Source organism: Corallococcus sp. EGB, from assembly GCF_019968905.1.
Taxonomy (GTDB): Bacteria; Myxococcota; Myxococcia; order Myxococcales; family Myxococcaceae; genus Corallococcus.
Genome location: NZ_CP079946.1, coordinates 8,353,273 through 8,368,366, shown reverse-complemented (window position 1 = coordinate 8,368,366; position 15,094 = coordinate 8,353,273). Strand labels below are relative to the sequence as shown.

The following is a 15,094-nucleotide window of genomic DNA, read 5'->3' as shown; positions in this document are numbered from 1 at the left end:
CGGTGTGAACTGCTGTCGCGGCGCGGTGCACACATGCCTGCTTGAAGGGCCCACCGTCGGACCCAAGACGCTCAATGGTTGACGAACACCCCCGTGAGGCGGGAAGGACCGCACTCGTGAAACCCCTCCCCTTGTCCTTCTACGCCCGGCCCACCCTGGAGGTGGCGCGCGACCTCCTGGGCACCCTGCTGGTGGTGAACGGAGTCCGGGGGAAGCGGGTGGGCCGCATCGTGGAGGTGGAGGCCTACCTGGGCGAGCATGACCTGGCGTGTCACTCGTCCAAGGGGCGCACGCCGCGCACGGAGGTGATGTTCGGGCCGGCGGGGCGCTCGTACGTCTACCTCATCTATGGAATGCACCACTGCTTCAACGTGGTGACGGACGCGCCCGGGGTTGCGGCGGCGGTGCTCGTGCGGGGCGTGGAGCCGGTGGAGGGCATCCCGCCCGGCGAGCGGACGGACGGGCCGGGGAAGCTGTGCCGGGTGCTGGGGCTGAACCTGAACCACAACGGCCTCACGCTGGACTCGGAGGGGCTGCACCTCCTGCCGGGGACGCCGGTGCCGGACGCGCGCGTGGAGCGGGGACCGCGCATTGGCGTGGAGTACGCCGGGGCGTGGGCCGCTGAACCCTTGCGGCTGTGGGACCGGGACAGTGGACACGTCAGCCGCTTCGTCTCCCGGCGGCCTCGCCGTCGGCCTTGACGCGGAACCTTTCGACTGGTTGGGTGGGAAACGTCATGTCCCAAGAGGCTCCCCAGGAAGAAGACCGGCAGGAAGAAGACCGGCGGCTCCTGGCGCGGGCCCAGGACGGTGACGTCTCCGCCTTCGAGGCCCTGGTGGGCCTGCACCAGGACCGGGTGTACGGCCTGGCGCTGCGGATGACGCGCTCGGAGGCGGACGCGGCGGAAATCACCCAGGACACCTTCCTGTCCGCCTACCAGCACCTGAAGGACTTCCGGGGGGAGGCGGCTTTCGGCTCCTGGGTCCACCGCATCGCGGCCAACCATGCGCTCATGCGCCTGCGGCACCGCCGGGTGGCCCAGGCGGCCGAGGCGGAGCTCCAGGCCCCTGAATTCACGGAGCGGGGGACCCTGGCGGACTACCCTGTCACCGACTGGAGCCGGGACGCCGAGGAGAAGGCCCTGGACGCGGAGTTGGGGCAGGCCATCCAGCAGGCGGCCGACCGCCTGCCGGAGGGCTACCGGGAAGTCTTCCTCTTGAAAGACGTGGACGGCCTCAGCTACGAACAGATCGCAGAAGTGACGGGGGCTTCCATCCCCGCCATCAAGAGCCGCCTGCACCGGGCACGGCTCGCGCTGCGAGAGGCCATCGACCTGTTCTACAACCGGGACAATCGCGGGGTGTGAAACCCCCAGGGCGCCTCGGCATCTTCGAACTGGAACGAGGGGAGCCGCAGCCAGCCGAGGTTCGGATGTATACGTGCAAAGATTCCATCAACCTCCTGCTCGAGTTCCTCGAGGGTGACATGCCCGAGGAGGAGGCGCGGCATCTGAAGGAGCACCTGTCGGGCTGCAAGCCCTGCGAGGAGTTCCTCAGCACCTATCGGGCGACTCCCGGCCTGTGCAAGCGCGCCATGGCGCTGAAGATGCCCCGGGAAGTGTCGGCGAAGCTGACCGAATACCTGCGCGCGAAGATCAAGTCCTGCTCGTGAACCTGAAACAACTGTCGCTGCCGGAGCTGGAAGCGGCGCTCGCGCCGGCCCAGCCGTCCGCGACCGCGGTCCGCAAGGTGTTCGCGGGCGTCTTCGCCCACGCCCGTCCCACGGTGGACGCCATCGCGCTGGCGCCCCAGGTGCCGCGCCGTGTCGCGGACCTGCTGCGCGCCCAGGCCGAGCTGCCGTCCCTCAAGATTGTCGAGCGGCGTCAGGCGGAAGACGGCTTCGTGAAGTACCTCTTCGAGTCGCCGCTGGGCGGCCGCATCGAGGCGGTGCGCATCCCCATCTTCGACGAGAAGTACGTCGTCTGCGTGTCCAGCCAGGTGGGCTGTGCGCTGGCGTGCGACTTCTGCATGACGGGCAAGCTGGGCTTCCAGCGCAACCTCCAGACCTGGGAGATCCTGGACCAGGTGATGCAGGTGCGCGCGGAGGCGGACCGGCGCGTGGGCGGCGTGGTGTTCATGGGGATGGGCGAGCCGCTGCTCAACTACAAGGAGACCATCCGCGCGGCGCAGATCCTCTCGCACCCCGCGGGCTTCTCCATCTCCGGCACGGCCATCACGTTCTCCACGGCGGGGCACGTGCCCGCGATTCGCCGCTACACGCGGGAGGGGCACCCGTTCCGCCTGGCGTTCAGCGTGACGAGCGCCATCCCGGAGAAGCGCGCGAAGGTGCTCCCCATCGAGAAGACGCACCCGCTGCCGGAGCTGATCCAGGCCATCCGCGAGTACAGCGAGGCCCGGCGCGAGCGGGCGATGATCGCCTACGTGGCCATCCAGGGCTTCAACCTGGAGCGCGAGGACGCGGAGGCGCTGAAGGCGGCGTTCGAGGGCATCCCCATCAAGGTGGACCTCATCGACGTGACGGATCCGACGGGCAAGTACCTGCCGCCCACGGCGGAGGAGCTGAGCGCGTTCCGGGACCACCTTCAGATCCTGAAGGCGCCCATCGCGCGGCGCTATTCAGGCGGCAAGGAGATTGGAGCGGCGTGCGGCACGCTGGCGGCCAGCCAGTACGGCGGCACGGTGCTGCCGACGCCCGCGGTTTCTTCGTCCCGCGAGGCCTGAGGCTCCGGCCCGCCGACCTGGGCTGCGTGCCCGGCGGCGTGGCTTCGCGCGGCGTTCGTGATTCGACGGCAAGAACCGGAGCGCGGGCCCTGGGCTCGCGGCGCTACGAGGACCGTGCGCCGCGGCGATGGCCCCTGCTGGCGCGACCTCGTGAACGGGCCAGTGTTCGGGAGCACCGTCGGATGACGCATCGATTGGAAGGAAGGGTTGCCCTGGTGACGGGGGCGGGTTCGGGGATTGGCCGGGCGACGGCGCTGGCGCTGGCCAATGCGGGCGCGCGGGTGGTGGCGGCCGGCAGACGCACCGGGCCGCTCGAGGAGACGGTGCGGCTGGCCGCGGAGAAGGGAGGGCGGGTGGTGGCCCATGCCGCGGACGTGACGCGGGAGGAGGACGTCGAAGCGCTGGTCCGCTTCACGCTGGAGACGTTCGGGCGGCTCGACGTGGGCGTCAACGCGGCCGGCGGGACGTTCGGAGGTGGACCGGCGCACACGCTGGACGCGGCGACCTTCCGGGAGTGGCTCGACGGGTACCTGGTGAGTGCGTTCCTGTCGACGAAGCACGAGGTGGGCGCGATGTTGAAGTCGGGCGGGGGGAGCGTCATCAACATCGGGACGTTCGTGGGGCACACGAAGGCGGTGCCCGGCACGTCCGGGTACGCCGCCGCGAAGACGGGGCTCATCGGGCTCACGCGCACCGTCGCGGCCGAGTACGCATCGCAAGGCATCCGCGCGAACGTGCTCGTCTCCGGTGGCGCGGACACGCCCATGTTCCGGAGCTGGAACCCCTCCGAGGAGCAGCGCGCCGCCGCCGCCCGGCTGCATGCGCTCCAGCGCATCGCGGAGCCGGAGGAACTCGCCCACGCGGCGGTGTTCCTGGCCAGCGGGGAGTCGTCCTTCGTCACGGGGACCGTCCTCACGGCCGACGGAGGGGTCTCGCTCGTCTGAGGGGGGCCCGGTACCCGGGCCCGCGCGTGTTCACCCGCGCGCGGGCCGAGGGGGGCATGGGTTCCCCCAGGCGGGGAGACGACTTATGTCTCGCGCGGAGGGCTTCCGGGCCAGGAGGGCACCGCGCGGATGTGGATCGAGCACGTCGACAAGCTGATTGGGATGCTGGGGCCGTTCGGGTACCTGGTGCTCGGCGTGGCGGCGATGCTGGAGTACGTGGTGCCGCCGTTTCCCGGGGACACCATCGTGCTCATGGGCGGCGTCTACGCCGTGCGCGGGGTGAAGCCCTGGTGGCTGGTGCTCGCGGTGGTGACGGCGGGCAGCGTGGTGGGTGCGTTCATCAACTACGCGGTGGGCCAGTGGCTGGCGAAGCGCTTCGAGGCACAGCCGGGGCGCTCCTTCTTCGGGCTCACGCACGCGCGTCTGGAGCAGGTGCAGGCGAGGATGCGGCACACCGGGCCGTGGCTGCTCCTGGTGAACCGGTTCCTGCCGGGCATCCGGGGCGTCATCTTCATCGCGGCGGGGGCGGCGCGCGTGCCCCGCTTCAACGCGCTGCTGCTGGGGGCCATCTCCGCGCTGGCGCACAGCGGGCTCATCCTGGCGCTGGGCATGGCGGTGGGCGGAAACCTGGAGCGGTTGACGCTGCTGGTGTCTCGCTACCAGTACGCGGTCATCGGGCTGCTCGCGGTGGCGGCGCTGGCGTTCGGCGTGCGCGCGCTGACGCGGCGGCGTGCGTCGGCCGTGGAACCGTAGCGCGCCCGGGCGGGCAGGGAAATGTGCGGGGGCGGCGTGACGGCGCGGCGAGCACGTTGCGCGGGCCCGGGGAGGCGCGGTTGAGTCGGGGCCATGTTCCGCGCCCGTGCTCGCTGGTGGTGGCTCCTGTTGCTCGTCCTGGTGGGAGGGTGCCGCTGTGGCGACAGTCCCAACGTGGGCGGTTCGAGCGCCAGCTTCCGGCCGCAGCAAGAGGTGGTGGACTTCGGCCGGGTGCTGGAGGGCACCCAGGCGCGCCGCTCGCTGACGCTGGTGGCCACGGGCCGCGCGGGCGTCACGGTGGACGCGGTGACGGACGCGCCCTTCTTCGTCGTCGTGTCCCAGATCGTGGTGGGAGGCAGCGGCACGGGCACGGTGGACATCCTGTTCTCCGCGGGCAGCACGCCGGTGGAGGGGGAGCTGACGCTCACCGCGGGGCGCACCACGGCGAAGGTGAAGCTCACCGGCGTGGGCGTGCGTCCGCGGGTGTGCATCCCGCAGTCCGAGTGCCACGACTCGCGCTTCGACGTGGACTCCGGCCAGTGCATCGAGACTCCGCAGGCGGACGGCGCGTCGTGCATCCCCAGCAGCCGCTGCCAGGAGAACGGCCGCTGCCAGGCGGGGGCCTGTTTGGGGCAGCCGCGCACGTGCGATGACGACAACCCGTGCACGGTGGACAGCTGCTCGCCGACGCAGGGCTGCGTGACGGAGGCCGTCGCGTGCCCGGTGCCGAGCAACCCCTGCAAGGTGGGCGTGTGCGACCGCAACTCGGGTTGCAAGGAGGTGGACGTGGCGGACTTCAGCCCCTGCGGCGCGGTGAGCTGCAAGGCGGCGCGGGTCTGCTTCAGCGGCACGTGCCGGACGGTGACGCCGCCGGACGGCTTCGTGTGCGCGCCGGCCACTCCGTGCCAGGACGAGGGCAAGTGCAACGCGGGCGAGTGCGTGCGCCCGGACGCGGGAGACCTGGAGTCCGTCTTCAGCGCGGAGCTGGGAGGAGCGCCGGTCGCGGAGGACGGCGGGCCGGTGCTGCTGGCGGACGACGGGACGGTCTACGCGTCGGTGTGCGGTGGGGACGCGGGCTGCTGGCTCGCTGCGTACACGGAGAGCGGACTGCTGCGCTACGAGTCGCCCTATGCCGGTGGGGGCGCAAGGACGCTGCTCGCGGCGTCGGACGCGGGCGTGGTGGTGATGGCGCCGGAGGCACTGGAGGCATACGCGCCTCGCGGCGTGGGTGAGCTGCGCTGGCGCACGCCGCTGGCGTTCGCGGATGCGGAGCTGGACGGAGGGACGCTGGAAGAAGTGGCCAGCACGGGAGCGGGCAGGGTGGCGCTCACGAAGGAAGGGGATGTGCTGGCGCACGTCACGTGGAGCGGAGACGCGGGCTCGGAGCCGCTGCGCTCCCGGCTGGTGGTGTTGAGCGCGAACACGGGTGCGCCGCTGGCGATGGGGCCGGAGGAGGACGGTGGGGGTGCGGCGAGGCTCGCCGTGGACGATGCGCGCGGCGCGTACCTCTACACGCCGTGGGATGGCCGGCTGGCGTTCACCGGGGGGGCACCGCCCGAGCAGGGGACGGACGGCGGGACTTCAGGCGCGGGCTTGTCCTCCGAGGAGGCTCCAGGCTGGGGCCGTGCGTTGGCCTCGCACCAGGGCGCGGCTTCCTCTGGGGATGCGCGCTCCGCATGGACCGCGATGGCGACAGGAGCCAGTGCATCGGTCCCGCTGCATGGGGGCGTGCCTGGCGTCTCCGCGCTCGAGGGCGGCGGCATCGCTTCGCTGCGCCTGGAGCCGCTCGGGCCCGGTGTCCCAGGGGGCGCGCCATCACTGGCGCTCGCGTCGGGACGGCTGCTCGTGGGCGCGCGGGCCGTCGTGGACGCGGATGGGGGCGTGCTCGGCGCGCTGGATTGGGGCGCGGGCACGCGCAAGTTGTCGCCCCTGGCCGAGCCCGTGCTCCTGGCCCCTGGCGGCAAGGTCGGTCACGCACTGGCGCTCGCGTGCGACCACGCGGACGGCGCGCCCTGCGTCGGCGCGGAGCTGCGCACCGTGCTGCGCTCCTTCAGCACCGATGACGGCCACTTCCTCTCGGACGTGGACGTGCTGCCCTCGCCGCTCCTGCCCGGCACCTTCCACGAAGCCGCGCTGCTGGAGCTGAACACGGTGGGCGTGCTCGCGGACGCGGAGCTGCCCAACGGCCAGCGTCAGGCGTGGCTGGAGTGGATCTCCTCCGGCAACAAGCTCAGCCAGTGCTCCCTGCCGGGCCGCGTGGAGGTGGCGGGCGCGGTGTTCGCGGGCGAGTACCTGCACGTGGCCCTGCGCCGCGACGGCGTCTGGCGGCTGGAGTCCTATCCCGTCGGGATCCGCGCCGAAGCCCGGGGCTGGCCCCAGCGCAATGCCAGTCCCGCGGGGACGCGCCGGGCGGTGCCCTAGCCGCCCACGGCCGGGTCCACCCAGAGGTCCTCGAAGCGCACCTGCGGCGGGGTCTGGTGCAGCCGCAGGTTCTGCACGGACGCCGCCGCCACCGCGTGCGTGCGGTCGTGGTACAGCGGGATGAGCGGGCAGTCCTCGCGCGCCAGCATCTCCGCGCGCCGGTAGAGCTGCGAGCGCAGCTCCGGGTCGATGGACACGCGCGCCTCCGCCGTGAGCCGGTCCAGCTCCGGGTTGCGGTAGCCCATCGGGTACACCGTCTGCGCGCTGGAGTTGAGCAGGAAGTGCAGGAACGCGTCGGGGTCCGGGAAGTCCGCGAGCCACAGCGTGCGGAACGCCGGGACCTTCCCCTCGCGCAGGCGCGGCAGGTACTCCTCCACGGGCATCTGCTCGTGCCGCAGCTCCAGGAGCCCCGCCTGGATGAGCGGCCGGAAGAGCACGGCGTCCTCGGCGGACGTGTCGCGGCCCACCGGGTGGTGCAGGGTGAGCTGCAACCGCCGCACGCCCGCCTCGCGCAAGAGCCGCTCCGCCAGCGCCACGTCCGGCATCGGCGTGGGCCCCAGCTCCTGGGCCCCGTCCAGCAGCTCCGGCGGCGTGAAGGTGCGCGCCACGCGCGCGCCCGGATGGAACTGGGCCACCACGGCCGGGATGTCCATGCCCGCGCGCAGCGCCCGCCGCACGCGCACGTCGTTGTAGGGCGCCTCGTTCAGGTTGAGCCCCAGGAACGCCGTGGAGGGCGTGGTGCTGGTCACCACCTGGTGCGCGTCCAGCCCCTTGGCCTCCGTGTGCTCCACGTGCAGGAACGACACGAGGTCCACCTGCCCGTCCACGACCAGCCGCACCGCCTGGGGCCGCGTCTCCGCGAGGACGAACTCCAGCCGGTCCAACAGCGGCAGCCCGCCGCGCCAGTAGCTGGCGTTGCGCTCCAGCACCATCCGGTCCGCCTGCATGCCCACGACGCGGAAGGGCCCCGTGCCCACCAGCTTCCCCGCGCTGTCCATCTTCGCCACGGCCGTGGCGGTCAGCGCCATCAGCTGGAGGAAGAACACCTTGGGCTCGCGCAGCCGGATCTCCAGCGTGCCCTCGTCCAGGGCCTCGATGCCCGTCACCTCGCGCGCCATGCCGCTGGAGTACTCGCGCGCGCCCTCCACGTCCTCCAGCAGGCTGCGGTCCGGCGAGCGCAGCGCCGGGTCCATCAGCCGCTCCAGGTGGCGCTTCACGTCCAGCGCCGTGAGCAGCGTGCCGTCGTGGAAGGTGACGCCCCGGCGCAGGTAGAAGCGGTAGCGGCGCGCGGACGGATCCGCGTCCCAGCGCTCGGCCAGGTCGGGCACCAGCATGCCGTCCTCCAGCCGCACCAGGCAGGAGAAGAGGCACGCCGTCAGCTCCGTCATCTGGTTCTCCACGCTGAAGAGCGGATCCACCGACTGGCGCGTGCGCAGCGAGCCCGCCTGGTGCAACCCCACCCGCAGCGTGCCGCCCGCGCGGGCCCGGGGCAGCTGGAAGCGGAACACCTCCGCCTCCAGGCTCGACGTCTCGTGGCCCAGCTGATCCACCGTGCGGTCCAACCCGTCGCCAATGCGGATGACCCGGCGCGCGTCCTCGCGCACCTGCGCCACCTCTTCGCGGATGGATGCGTCGCCCCGGGTGAGCACCTGGTGCGCGGAGCGCAGTTCCTCGATGGCGGCGCTCAGCCGCATCACCGCCTCGGACAGGTCGCGGCCGGTGCGCGCCTGGGCCTCGGCCTTCTGGCCGGCGCTCTGGCCCACGCGCGACATCTCCTGGATCTGCCGCACCAGGTCCCGCGCGTTGCCGGACTGCTCGATGGCCATGCGCGTGATGTCCTCCACGCGCTGGGCCACGCGCTTGCTGGCCTCCACCACGGTGGCGCCCTGCGCCTCCAGCTGCTGCGTCTCCATCACCGTGGCCTCCACGGCGGCGAAGGTGCGCTGGGTGATGGTGCGGATCTCGCTCAGGGCCTCGGCGGCGCGGTCGCCCAGGGCCACGCCCGCGGTGGCCTGCTCGCGGCCCTCCTGCACCAGCGCCACGGCGGTCTCCACCGCGTCGCGGATGCCGGTGACCATGGTGCCAATCTCGCGCGTGGAGCGCGTGGTGCGCTCGGCGAGGCTGCGGATCTCGTTGGCCACCACGCCGAAGGGGCGGCCGTGCTCGCCGGCCTGCGCGGCGATGATGGCGGCGTTGAGGGCCAGGAGGTTCGTCTGGTCGGCGATCTCCTGGATGACGTCCACGATGCGGCCAATCTCCAGCGACCGCGTGCCGAGCATCTCCATCAGCTCGGCCGCCTTGCGCACCGTCTCCTCCACCCGGTACATGCCCTGCACGCTGTCGTTCACCAGCGCCTCGCCGCGCTGGGCGGTGGTGGTGACGGCGACGGCCATGCTGTTGGTCTCCATGGCGCGGCGGCGCACGGCGAAGATGCCGCCCTCCACCAGCGCGACGAAGTCCTCCGCCTCCGAGGCGAAGCGGCCCAGCTCGTCACCCGACGCGGCGATGTGCGTGAGCCGCTCCGTCATCGCCTGGGTGAGGCCGCTGGTGCGCTGGCTGAAGTCGTTCACGGTCTCCAGGCCGTCCACCACCTGGTGCAGCCGCTCGGTCATCTCCAGCAGGGCGCCCGTCGTCTCATGCGCGAAGGTTTCAATGTGCTGCACGCGCTTGATGGCCACCTGGAGGCTGGTGCCGTTGCCGCCCACGGCAGCGAGCGAGCGCTCCACGGCGCCGCCCTGACGGCGCGCGGCCTCCAGCAGCATGCGGGCCTGCTCGCTCACGCCGTTGCCGGTGCGGTGCAGATTGCTCGTCACGCGCTGCACCTGGGACAGGGCGCGGCGCAGGGACAGGATGAGGCGGCGCAGGTCCTCCTGGCCCTCGAAGCCCGTGTGGATGGGCGTGGTGAGGTCGCCTTCCGCCAGCCGGGACATCAGGTCGCGCCGCTCGCGACGGCGCACCGCCGCGAAGCGGAACCACGACAGGTAGCTGCCCGTCAGCCAGAGGAACGGCACGCCCAGGAGCAGCACCGCCCAGCCGGCCGTGTCATCCGGCTTGCCCGTCACCCACCACAAGACGAAGCCCAGGATGAGTGCGGAGACCAGGGCCGCCGCCAGCCCGAACGAGAAGAGGTACCGTTTGGCGCCCATGGACGGGGGCAAAGCTAACCCGCCTTCTCGCGCCGGTCCTGATTTCGACGCATGCTTCATGAAACATGAAGGCCCTCTTCGTCACCTGCCTGCTGGCGCTCCCGGGAATCCCTGCCAGCACCGGTGACGAGGCCGCCAGGGCCAAGAGCTCGGCCCGCTTCGTCTTCGCCTGGCGGGGCGTGCCGGTGGGGACGGTGGGCCTGTCCCTTCAGGCGGGGCGCTTCACGTACACCAGCCGGCACCTGCACGTGCGCGACGGCCAGGCAGGGGAGCGCGTGCGCGAGGTGACGCTGCCCGTGGACGCCGCGGGCCGCGTGAAGGACGGCGACGCGGTGCCCCAGGCGCTGTGGTTGTGGCGAGGCCCTCCGCCCGAGGGCTGCGTGAAGGGCCGCGAGGAGCTGTCCGGCCAGGAGGGCCCCCACTGCGTCACGGCCCGGAGCGCCACGACCGCCGAGGGCACGATGCTGGGCGCCCGCTTCCGCGCCCGCTACGACGAACAGGGGCGGCTCCAGGTGCTGGAGGTGGGCGACGCCCGCTTCACCCGGGCAGCCCCGGGGGAGCGGCTGCGGCCGCCGCCGGAGCTCTTCGCGGACGGCGTGCCCGTGGAGGGTGGCACCTCAGGAGCGCTGAGGCTGATACCTCGCGGTGAAGCATCGGCCTTCACGGTCCCCGCGCGCCTGCCGGACATGACGGAGTGGACGCCCCCCGAGGCGCGGGCCCTGGCCGCGAAGGTGCACGCGGCCTTCCCGGAGAAGAGCCCCACGGCGGCGGACTGGCGCGAGGGCGGGGAGGGCGAGGCCGGAGGCTGCCTGGCGCACGCCCTGCGCTACGCAGCCCTGGCGAGCGCGCGAGGCCAGCGCGTTGGCTTGGTGCACGGGCTGCTGGTGGTGGACGGCGGCCCCGCGAGGCCACACGCCTGGGTGCGGGTGGCGCTGAAGGGCGGCGGGACGCTGGACCTGGACCCCACGTCGCTGGACCCGGTGCGCGCGGACACGCACCTGGCGCTGGCGCTGGTGCCGCCGGAGGGCCCCTCGCTGGAGGCCGGGGAGCGCTGGCTGGCGCTCTTGCGCGGGGACTTCCGCGTGGCGCGCGCTACTCGAAGGGAATGACGGACAGCTTCGCGCCGGGCTTCACTTCGAGGAGCTCCTTGGCGCGCGCGGGCAGGTGGATGACGGTGTTGTCCAGCCGGGCCGTGCAGCGCACGGAGCGGAAGCGGTTGCGGCCGGAGTCGCGCTCGGCGGCCACCAGCACGTCGTCGCCCTCCAGCTCGAAGTCCTCTTCCGCCAGCTTCATCGTGCGGTAGCGGCGCACCAGGGAGATGTCCGCCGTGTCCGCCTCGAAGTGCGGGCCGCCGTCGAACGGGTCGATGCGCTCCACGTACCGGAAGCCCACCCGCTCCAGCATCCGCTGCACGCCGCGCGTGGCCGGGCCCACCTCGCCCAGCACCTTCTGCACGCGGTCCGGGAAGAGCGACGCGTAGATGTCCGACGCGGGGAACAGCTCCTTGATGAACTCCTTGTTCTGGCGGCTCAGCCGGTCCGCTTCCAGGTAGGTGAGGCCGGTGAACTTCTTGCCGCACGCCTCCCACAGCAGGCTGCGTCCGTCCGGGAGCAGCGGCGGCAACAGCTCCGCCAGCACGCGCGGCCGGAACAGCCGCCGGTGCATCGCGATGAAGAGGAAGCGCACGAAGGACAGCTGCTTGCCGGGCTTGTCCGGCGTCGCGCGGTAGGGCGGGTCCACCACCAGGCCGCCAATCTCCGTGGGGCCCTCGTAGTTGTACGCGATGGACAGCACCTTGTGCCGCAGGTGCCGCTCCAGCGAGGCCGAGTAGTGCTCGCGCTCGCTCACCTCATAGTAGATGTGCGGCGCTTCGTACGTGCCGTGCTGGGCGATGATCATCGACGTGCCGATGATGAGGCTGTTGCGCACGTCCTCCAGCACGAAGAGGTACTCGCGCTCGAACGGGTTCTTCACCTTGCCGGCGAAGCTCTTCACCGACTTGTCGATGATGGCCTCGAGCGTCTCTTCGTTGTTCGGCAGGTTGACCGTGTTCAGCACCGCGGCAAGACGCTTCAGGCCGGGCAAGTCGGTTTTCTGGACGTCTCGCAGCACGAGCATGGGGCACGCTGATGAGCGCCCCGGGAAGGGAGCGCCGGAAGGGCCCGTGACCTTACACCACGCCCCCGTCCCGTCAGCCCCCTGGATGCCCCCTTGTCAATGACGCGTTGCGTTTAGGACACCGCTCCGCCGCCCGCCCGGTGGGTCCGGAGAGCCGGGTCCCGTCGTGAAACATGTCTCAAGCCGGATGAGGGCTTGTCTGGTTGGCCGCTGCGTTGCCAGGCGTCTGGGAATGGGTTTGGGGGGGAATGAAGCTGGGGAATGGTTTGGGGTAATGTCTGTCAAAGCTTTGCCGTCAAAGCATCAAGCGCTTCCCTCCCCCCTCCCCCAAGGATTCAGCATTGAAAGCACTGCACCTCTGGCTCGTGGCTTGTCTCATCCCGAGCCTCGCTGCGGCGGAAATCGTCTGGCGGGGCGATTTCGAGACGGGAAACCGCAGCCAGTACAGCGCGGAACAGATGGTGAGCTCGGACCGGCTCCAGGTGGTGACGAGCCCGGTGGCCGAAGGCAGGTACGCCCTCAAGGCGACGGTGAAGCAGGGGGATGACCCCATCAACTCCAGCGGCAACCGCAACGAGCTGGTCTACCTGAGCAACGAGAAGGTGGGCTCGGAGTACTGGTACCGCTGGAAGGTGATGTTCGCGAACGACTTCCCCAGCGTGGACTCGTGGCAGCTCTTCACGCAGTGGCACCACGACGGGTGCTGCGGGTCGCCGCCGGTGGAGTTCTTCGTGAAGGGCGAGCAGGTCCGCCTGACGCTGAACGACAGCGGCACGGTGTGGAGCACGCCGCTCAAGCGCGGCGCGTGGCAGGAGTTCATCTTCCACGTGAAGTGGTCCCCGGACGCGACCGTGGGCTACGTGGAGCTGTGGCTCAACGGCACCCAGGTGCTGAAGAAGACCAAGGCGAAGACGATGTTCTCCGGCCAGAACAACTACCTGAAGCTGGGCCTGTACCGGGACGACACCATCAAGCCGGTGGGCGTCGTCTACCACGACGGGTTCATCCAGGCGACGACCCGCGAGGACGTGTTCCCGGCGGCGCAGCCGGATCCGGTGGTGGACGCGGGCACGCCGGTGGACGCGGGCACGCCGGTGGACGCGGGCACGCCGCAGGACCCGGCCCCGGTGGTGGACGCGGGCAGCCCGGTGGAGCCGGATCCGGTGGTGGACGCGGGCACGCCGCAGGACCCGGCCCCGGTGGTGGATGCGGGCACGGGCACTGGCACGGGTCCGGGCACGGGCGTGAAGCCGGCGCCGCTGGACCAGGGCGAGGGTGACGCGGACTTCAAGGGGGGCTGCTCCGCGAGCGGCGGGTCGCTGGCCGCGTTCTCGCTGCTGGGCCTGCTGGGCCTGGCGCGTGCGCGCCGCCGTCGGAGCTGAGGGCAGGTGAGGGAGTCCGCGCCTCCCATGACGAGGCGCGGACTCCGCGGGGGCTTCAGCGCTCCAGGCGGGGAAGCAGCCTCACGGCGCCCGGCCGGTCTCCGACGAGCAGCCGCGTCGCATCCCAGCTCCACACGCCCTCGGTCTCGCGGGGAGGAACGCCTCCGAAGGTGGGCAGCTCCGCCCAGGGCAGGCCCTCCAGTCCGTGGCCCCAGCGCTGGAGCACGGCGGCCAGGTCCTCCAGGCTCCGCAGGAGGCCGGACTCGCTGGCGCCGTCGTGGAACGTCGCGCGGTAGCACCAGCCGGGGCCGTGCGGAGAGGCCGGCTCGAAGGCGATGCGCAGCGCGACCGCCAGCGACCGGGGCTCGGGCGGATGCGGGCTCATCGTTCCACCGTCATCGCCAGTCCCTGGCCCACGCCGACGCACAGCGTGGCCAGCCCGCGCCGCGCGCCCCGCCGCTCCAACTCGTGGACCAGCGTGGTCACGATGCGCGCCCCGCTCGCGCCCAGCGGGTGCCCCAGGGCAATGGCGCCGCCATTCACGTTCACCCGCTCCGGCGGCAGCTCCAGGTCCCGCATGCATGCGAGCGCCTGCGCCGCGAAGGCCTCGTTGAGCTCCACCAGGTCCAGGGCGTCCGCCGTCCAGCCCGCGCGCTCCAGCGCCTTGCGCGTCGACGGCACGGGGCCCACCCCCATGAAGCGCGGGTCCACGCCCGCGCTCGCGCTGCTCACGAAGCGCGCCAGGGGCGTCTTGCCGGTGGCCTTCAGCGCCCGCTCGCTCATCAGCAGCACCGCGGATGCGCCATCGTTGAGCGTGGACGCGTTGCCCGCCGTGACGCTCCCGCCTTCGCGGAACGCGGCGCGCAGCGTGCCCAGCCGGGCGAGCGACGTGTCGGAGCGGGGGCCTTCATCCTCCGTCACCCGCAGGGGCGGTCCCTTGCGCTGGGGCACCTCCACCGGAACCAGCTCCCTGCCGAAGCGGCCCTCCGCGCGCGCGGCCACCGCCTTCTGGTGCGACGCCAGCGCGAAGGCGTCCTGCGCCTCGCGCGCGATGCCCCACCTCGCGGCCACGTTCTCCGCCGTCTCTCCCATCTGCTCCAGCGGGAAGCGCTCCGCCAGCCGGGGGTTCGGGTAGCGCCAGCCGAGCGCCGTGTCCCACGCCTCCACCTTCCCGGACGGGAAGCCCTCCTCGGGCTTCGGCATGGACCAGGGCGCGCGCGTCATGGACTCCACGCCTCCCGCCAGCACCACGTCCGCCTCGCCCAGGCGGATCATCCGGCACCCCTGGATGACGGCCTCCAGGCCGCTGGCGCACAAGCGGTTGACGGTGACGCCTGGCACCTCCTGGGGCAGTCCCGCGAGCAGCAGCGCCATGCGCGCCACGTTGCGATTGTCCTCGCCCGCCTGGTTCGCGCAGCCCAGGAACACCTCGTCCACGCGCGCGGCGTCCAGGCCCTGCCGCGCCACCAGCGCGGCGAGCACGTGCGCGGCCAGGTCATCCGGCCGCACGGCCTGGAGCGCGCCCCGGTAGCGCCCGATGGGCGTTCGCACCGCATCGACGATGAAGGCTTCCGACGACATGACCCTTG

13 protein-coding genes are annotated in these 15,094 nt (G+C 72.0%); 9 read left to right on the top strand and 4 right to left on the bottom strand.

From position 1 onward, the window contains the following. Nucleotides 1-116 precede the first annotated feature (116 nt). The 7 genes from KYK13_RS34080 to KYK13_RS34050 all read left to right on the top strand — a co-directional run bounded on the left by KYK13_RS34080 (nucleotide 117) and on the right by KYK13_RS34050 (nucleotide 6,859). Complete coding sequence (locus tag KYK13_RS34080; protein ID WP_223638427.1) at nucleotides 117-701, top strand: DNA-3-methyladenine glycosylase; 585 nt, start codon at nucleotides 117-119, stop codon at nucleotides 699-701. 35 nt (nucleotides 702-736) lie between these two features. Further along, entirely contained in the window at nucleotides 737-1,366 is a 630-nt protein-coding gene (locus tag KYK13_RS34075; RefSeq protein WP_223638424.1) for an RNA polymerase sigma factor, read from the top strand. Between the two features lie 65 nt (nucleotides 1,367-1,431). Beyond that, on the top strand, nucleotides 1,432-1,671 hold the full coding sequence (locus tag KYK13_RS34070) for an anti-sigma factor (protein WP_223638421.1): 240 nt from the start codon (nucleotides 1,432-1,434) through the stop codon (nucleotides 1,669-1,671). After that, the gene (locus KYK13_RS34065) at nucleotides 1,668-2,741 is read left to right on the top strand and encodes a radical SAM protein (protein WP_223638418.1); all 1,074 of its coding nucleotides are present in this window, start codon (nucleotides 1,668-1,670) and stop codon (nucleotides 2,739-2,741) included. The genes KYK13_RS34070 and KYK13_RS34065 overlap by 4 nt, the downstream gene beginning before the upstream one ends. 182 nt (nucleotides 2,742-2,923) lie before the next feature. Next, nucleotides 2,924-3,685 (top strand): SDR family oxidoreductase, encoded by a 762-nt coding sequence (locus tag KYK13_RS34060; protein ID WP_223638416.1) that lies wholly within the window; start codon nucleotides 2,924-2,926, stop codon nucleotides 3,683-3,685. 129 nt (nucleotides 3,686-3,814) lie between these two features. Further along, nucleotides 3,815-4,438: a DedA family protein gene (locus tag KYK13_RS34055; RefSeq protein ID WP_223638414.1), complete on the top strand. Its 624-nt coding sequence runs from the start codon at nucleotides 3,815-3,817 to the stop codon at nucleotides 4,436-4,438. Nucleotides 4,439-4,531: 93 nt separating this feature from the next. After that, on the top strand, nucleotides 4,532-6,859 hold the full coding sequence (locus tag KYK13_RS34050) for a hypothetical protein (protein WP_223638412.1): 2,328 nt from the start codon (nucleotides 4,532-4,534) through the stop codon (nucleotides 6,857-6,859). Here the strand turns inward: KYK13_RS34050 and KYK13_RS34045 are convergent. Further along, a complete protein-coding gene (locus KYK13_RS34045) occupies nucleotides 6,856-10,005 on the bottom strand; it encodes an ABC transporter substrate-binding protein (RefSeq protein ID WP_223638411.1) in 3,150 nt (1,049 codons plus the stop codon). The genes KYK13_RS34050 and KYK13_RS34045 overlap by 4 nt on opposite strands. Nucleotides 10,006-10,070: 65 nt before the next feature. On the opposite strand from KYK13_RS34045, the gene KYK13_RS34040 reads away from it, so the two are divergent. Further along, a complete protein-coding gene (locus KYK13_RS34040; protein ID WP_223638409.1) occupies nucleotides 10,071-11,114 on the top strand; it encodes a lasso peptide biosynthesis protein in 1,044 nt (347 codons plus the stop codon). On the opposite strand, the gene KYK13_RS34035 is transcribed toward KYK13_RS34040, so the two are convergent. Then, nucleotides 11,098-12,123 carry an arginine N-succinyltransferase gene (locus tag KYK13_RS34035; RefSeq protein WP_223638407.1) on the bottom strand — a complete coding sequence of 342 codons (1,026 nt, stop codon included), beginning with the start codon at nucleotides 12,121-12,123 and terminating at the stop codon, nucleotides 11,098-11,100. The genes KYK13_RS34040 and KYK13_RS34035 overlap by 17 nt on opposite strands. A gap of 341 nt (nucleotides 12,124-12,464) precedes the next feature. On the opposite strand from KYK13_RS34035, the gene KYK13_RS34030 reads away from it, so the two are divergent. Beyond that, entirely contained in the window at nucleotides 12,465-13,505 is a 1,041-nt protein-coding gene (locus KYK13_RS34030) for a polysaccharide lyase (RefSeq protein WP_223638405.1), read from the top strand. A gap of 55 nt (nucleotides 13,506-13,560) precedes the next feature. Here KYK13_RS34030 and KYK13_RS34025 read toward each other — a convergent pair whose 3' ends face one another. Then, nucleotides 13,561-13,890, bottom strand: a complete 330-nt coding sequence (locus KYK13_RS34025; protein WP_223638403.1) for a hypothetical protein — start codon at nucleotides 13,888-13,890, stop codon at nucleotides 13,561-13,563. Continuing rightward, entirely contained in the window at nucleotides 13,887-15,086 is a 1,200-nt protein-coding gene (locus KYK13_RS34020) for a thiolase family protein (protein WP_223638401.1), read from the bottom strand. The genes KYK13_RS34025 and KYK13_RS34020 overlap by 4 nt, the downstream gene beginning before the upstream one ends. Between the last annotated feature and the right edge of the window lie 8 nt (nucleotides 15,087-15,094).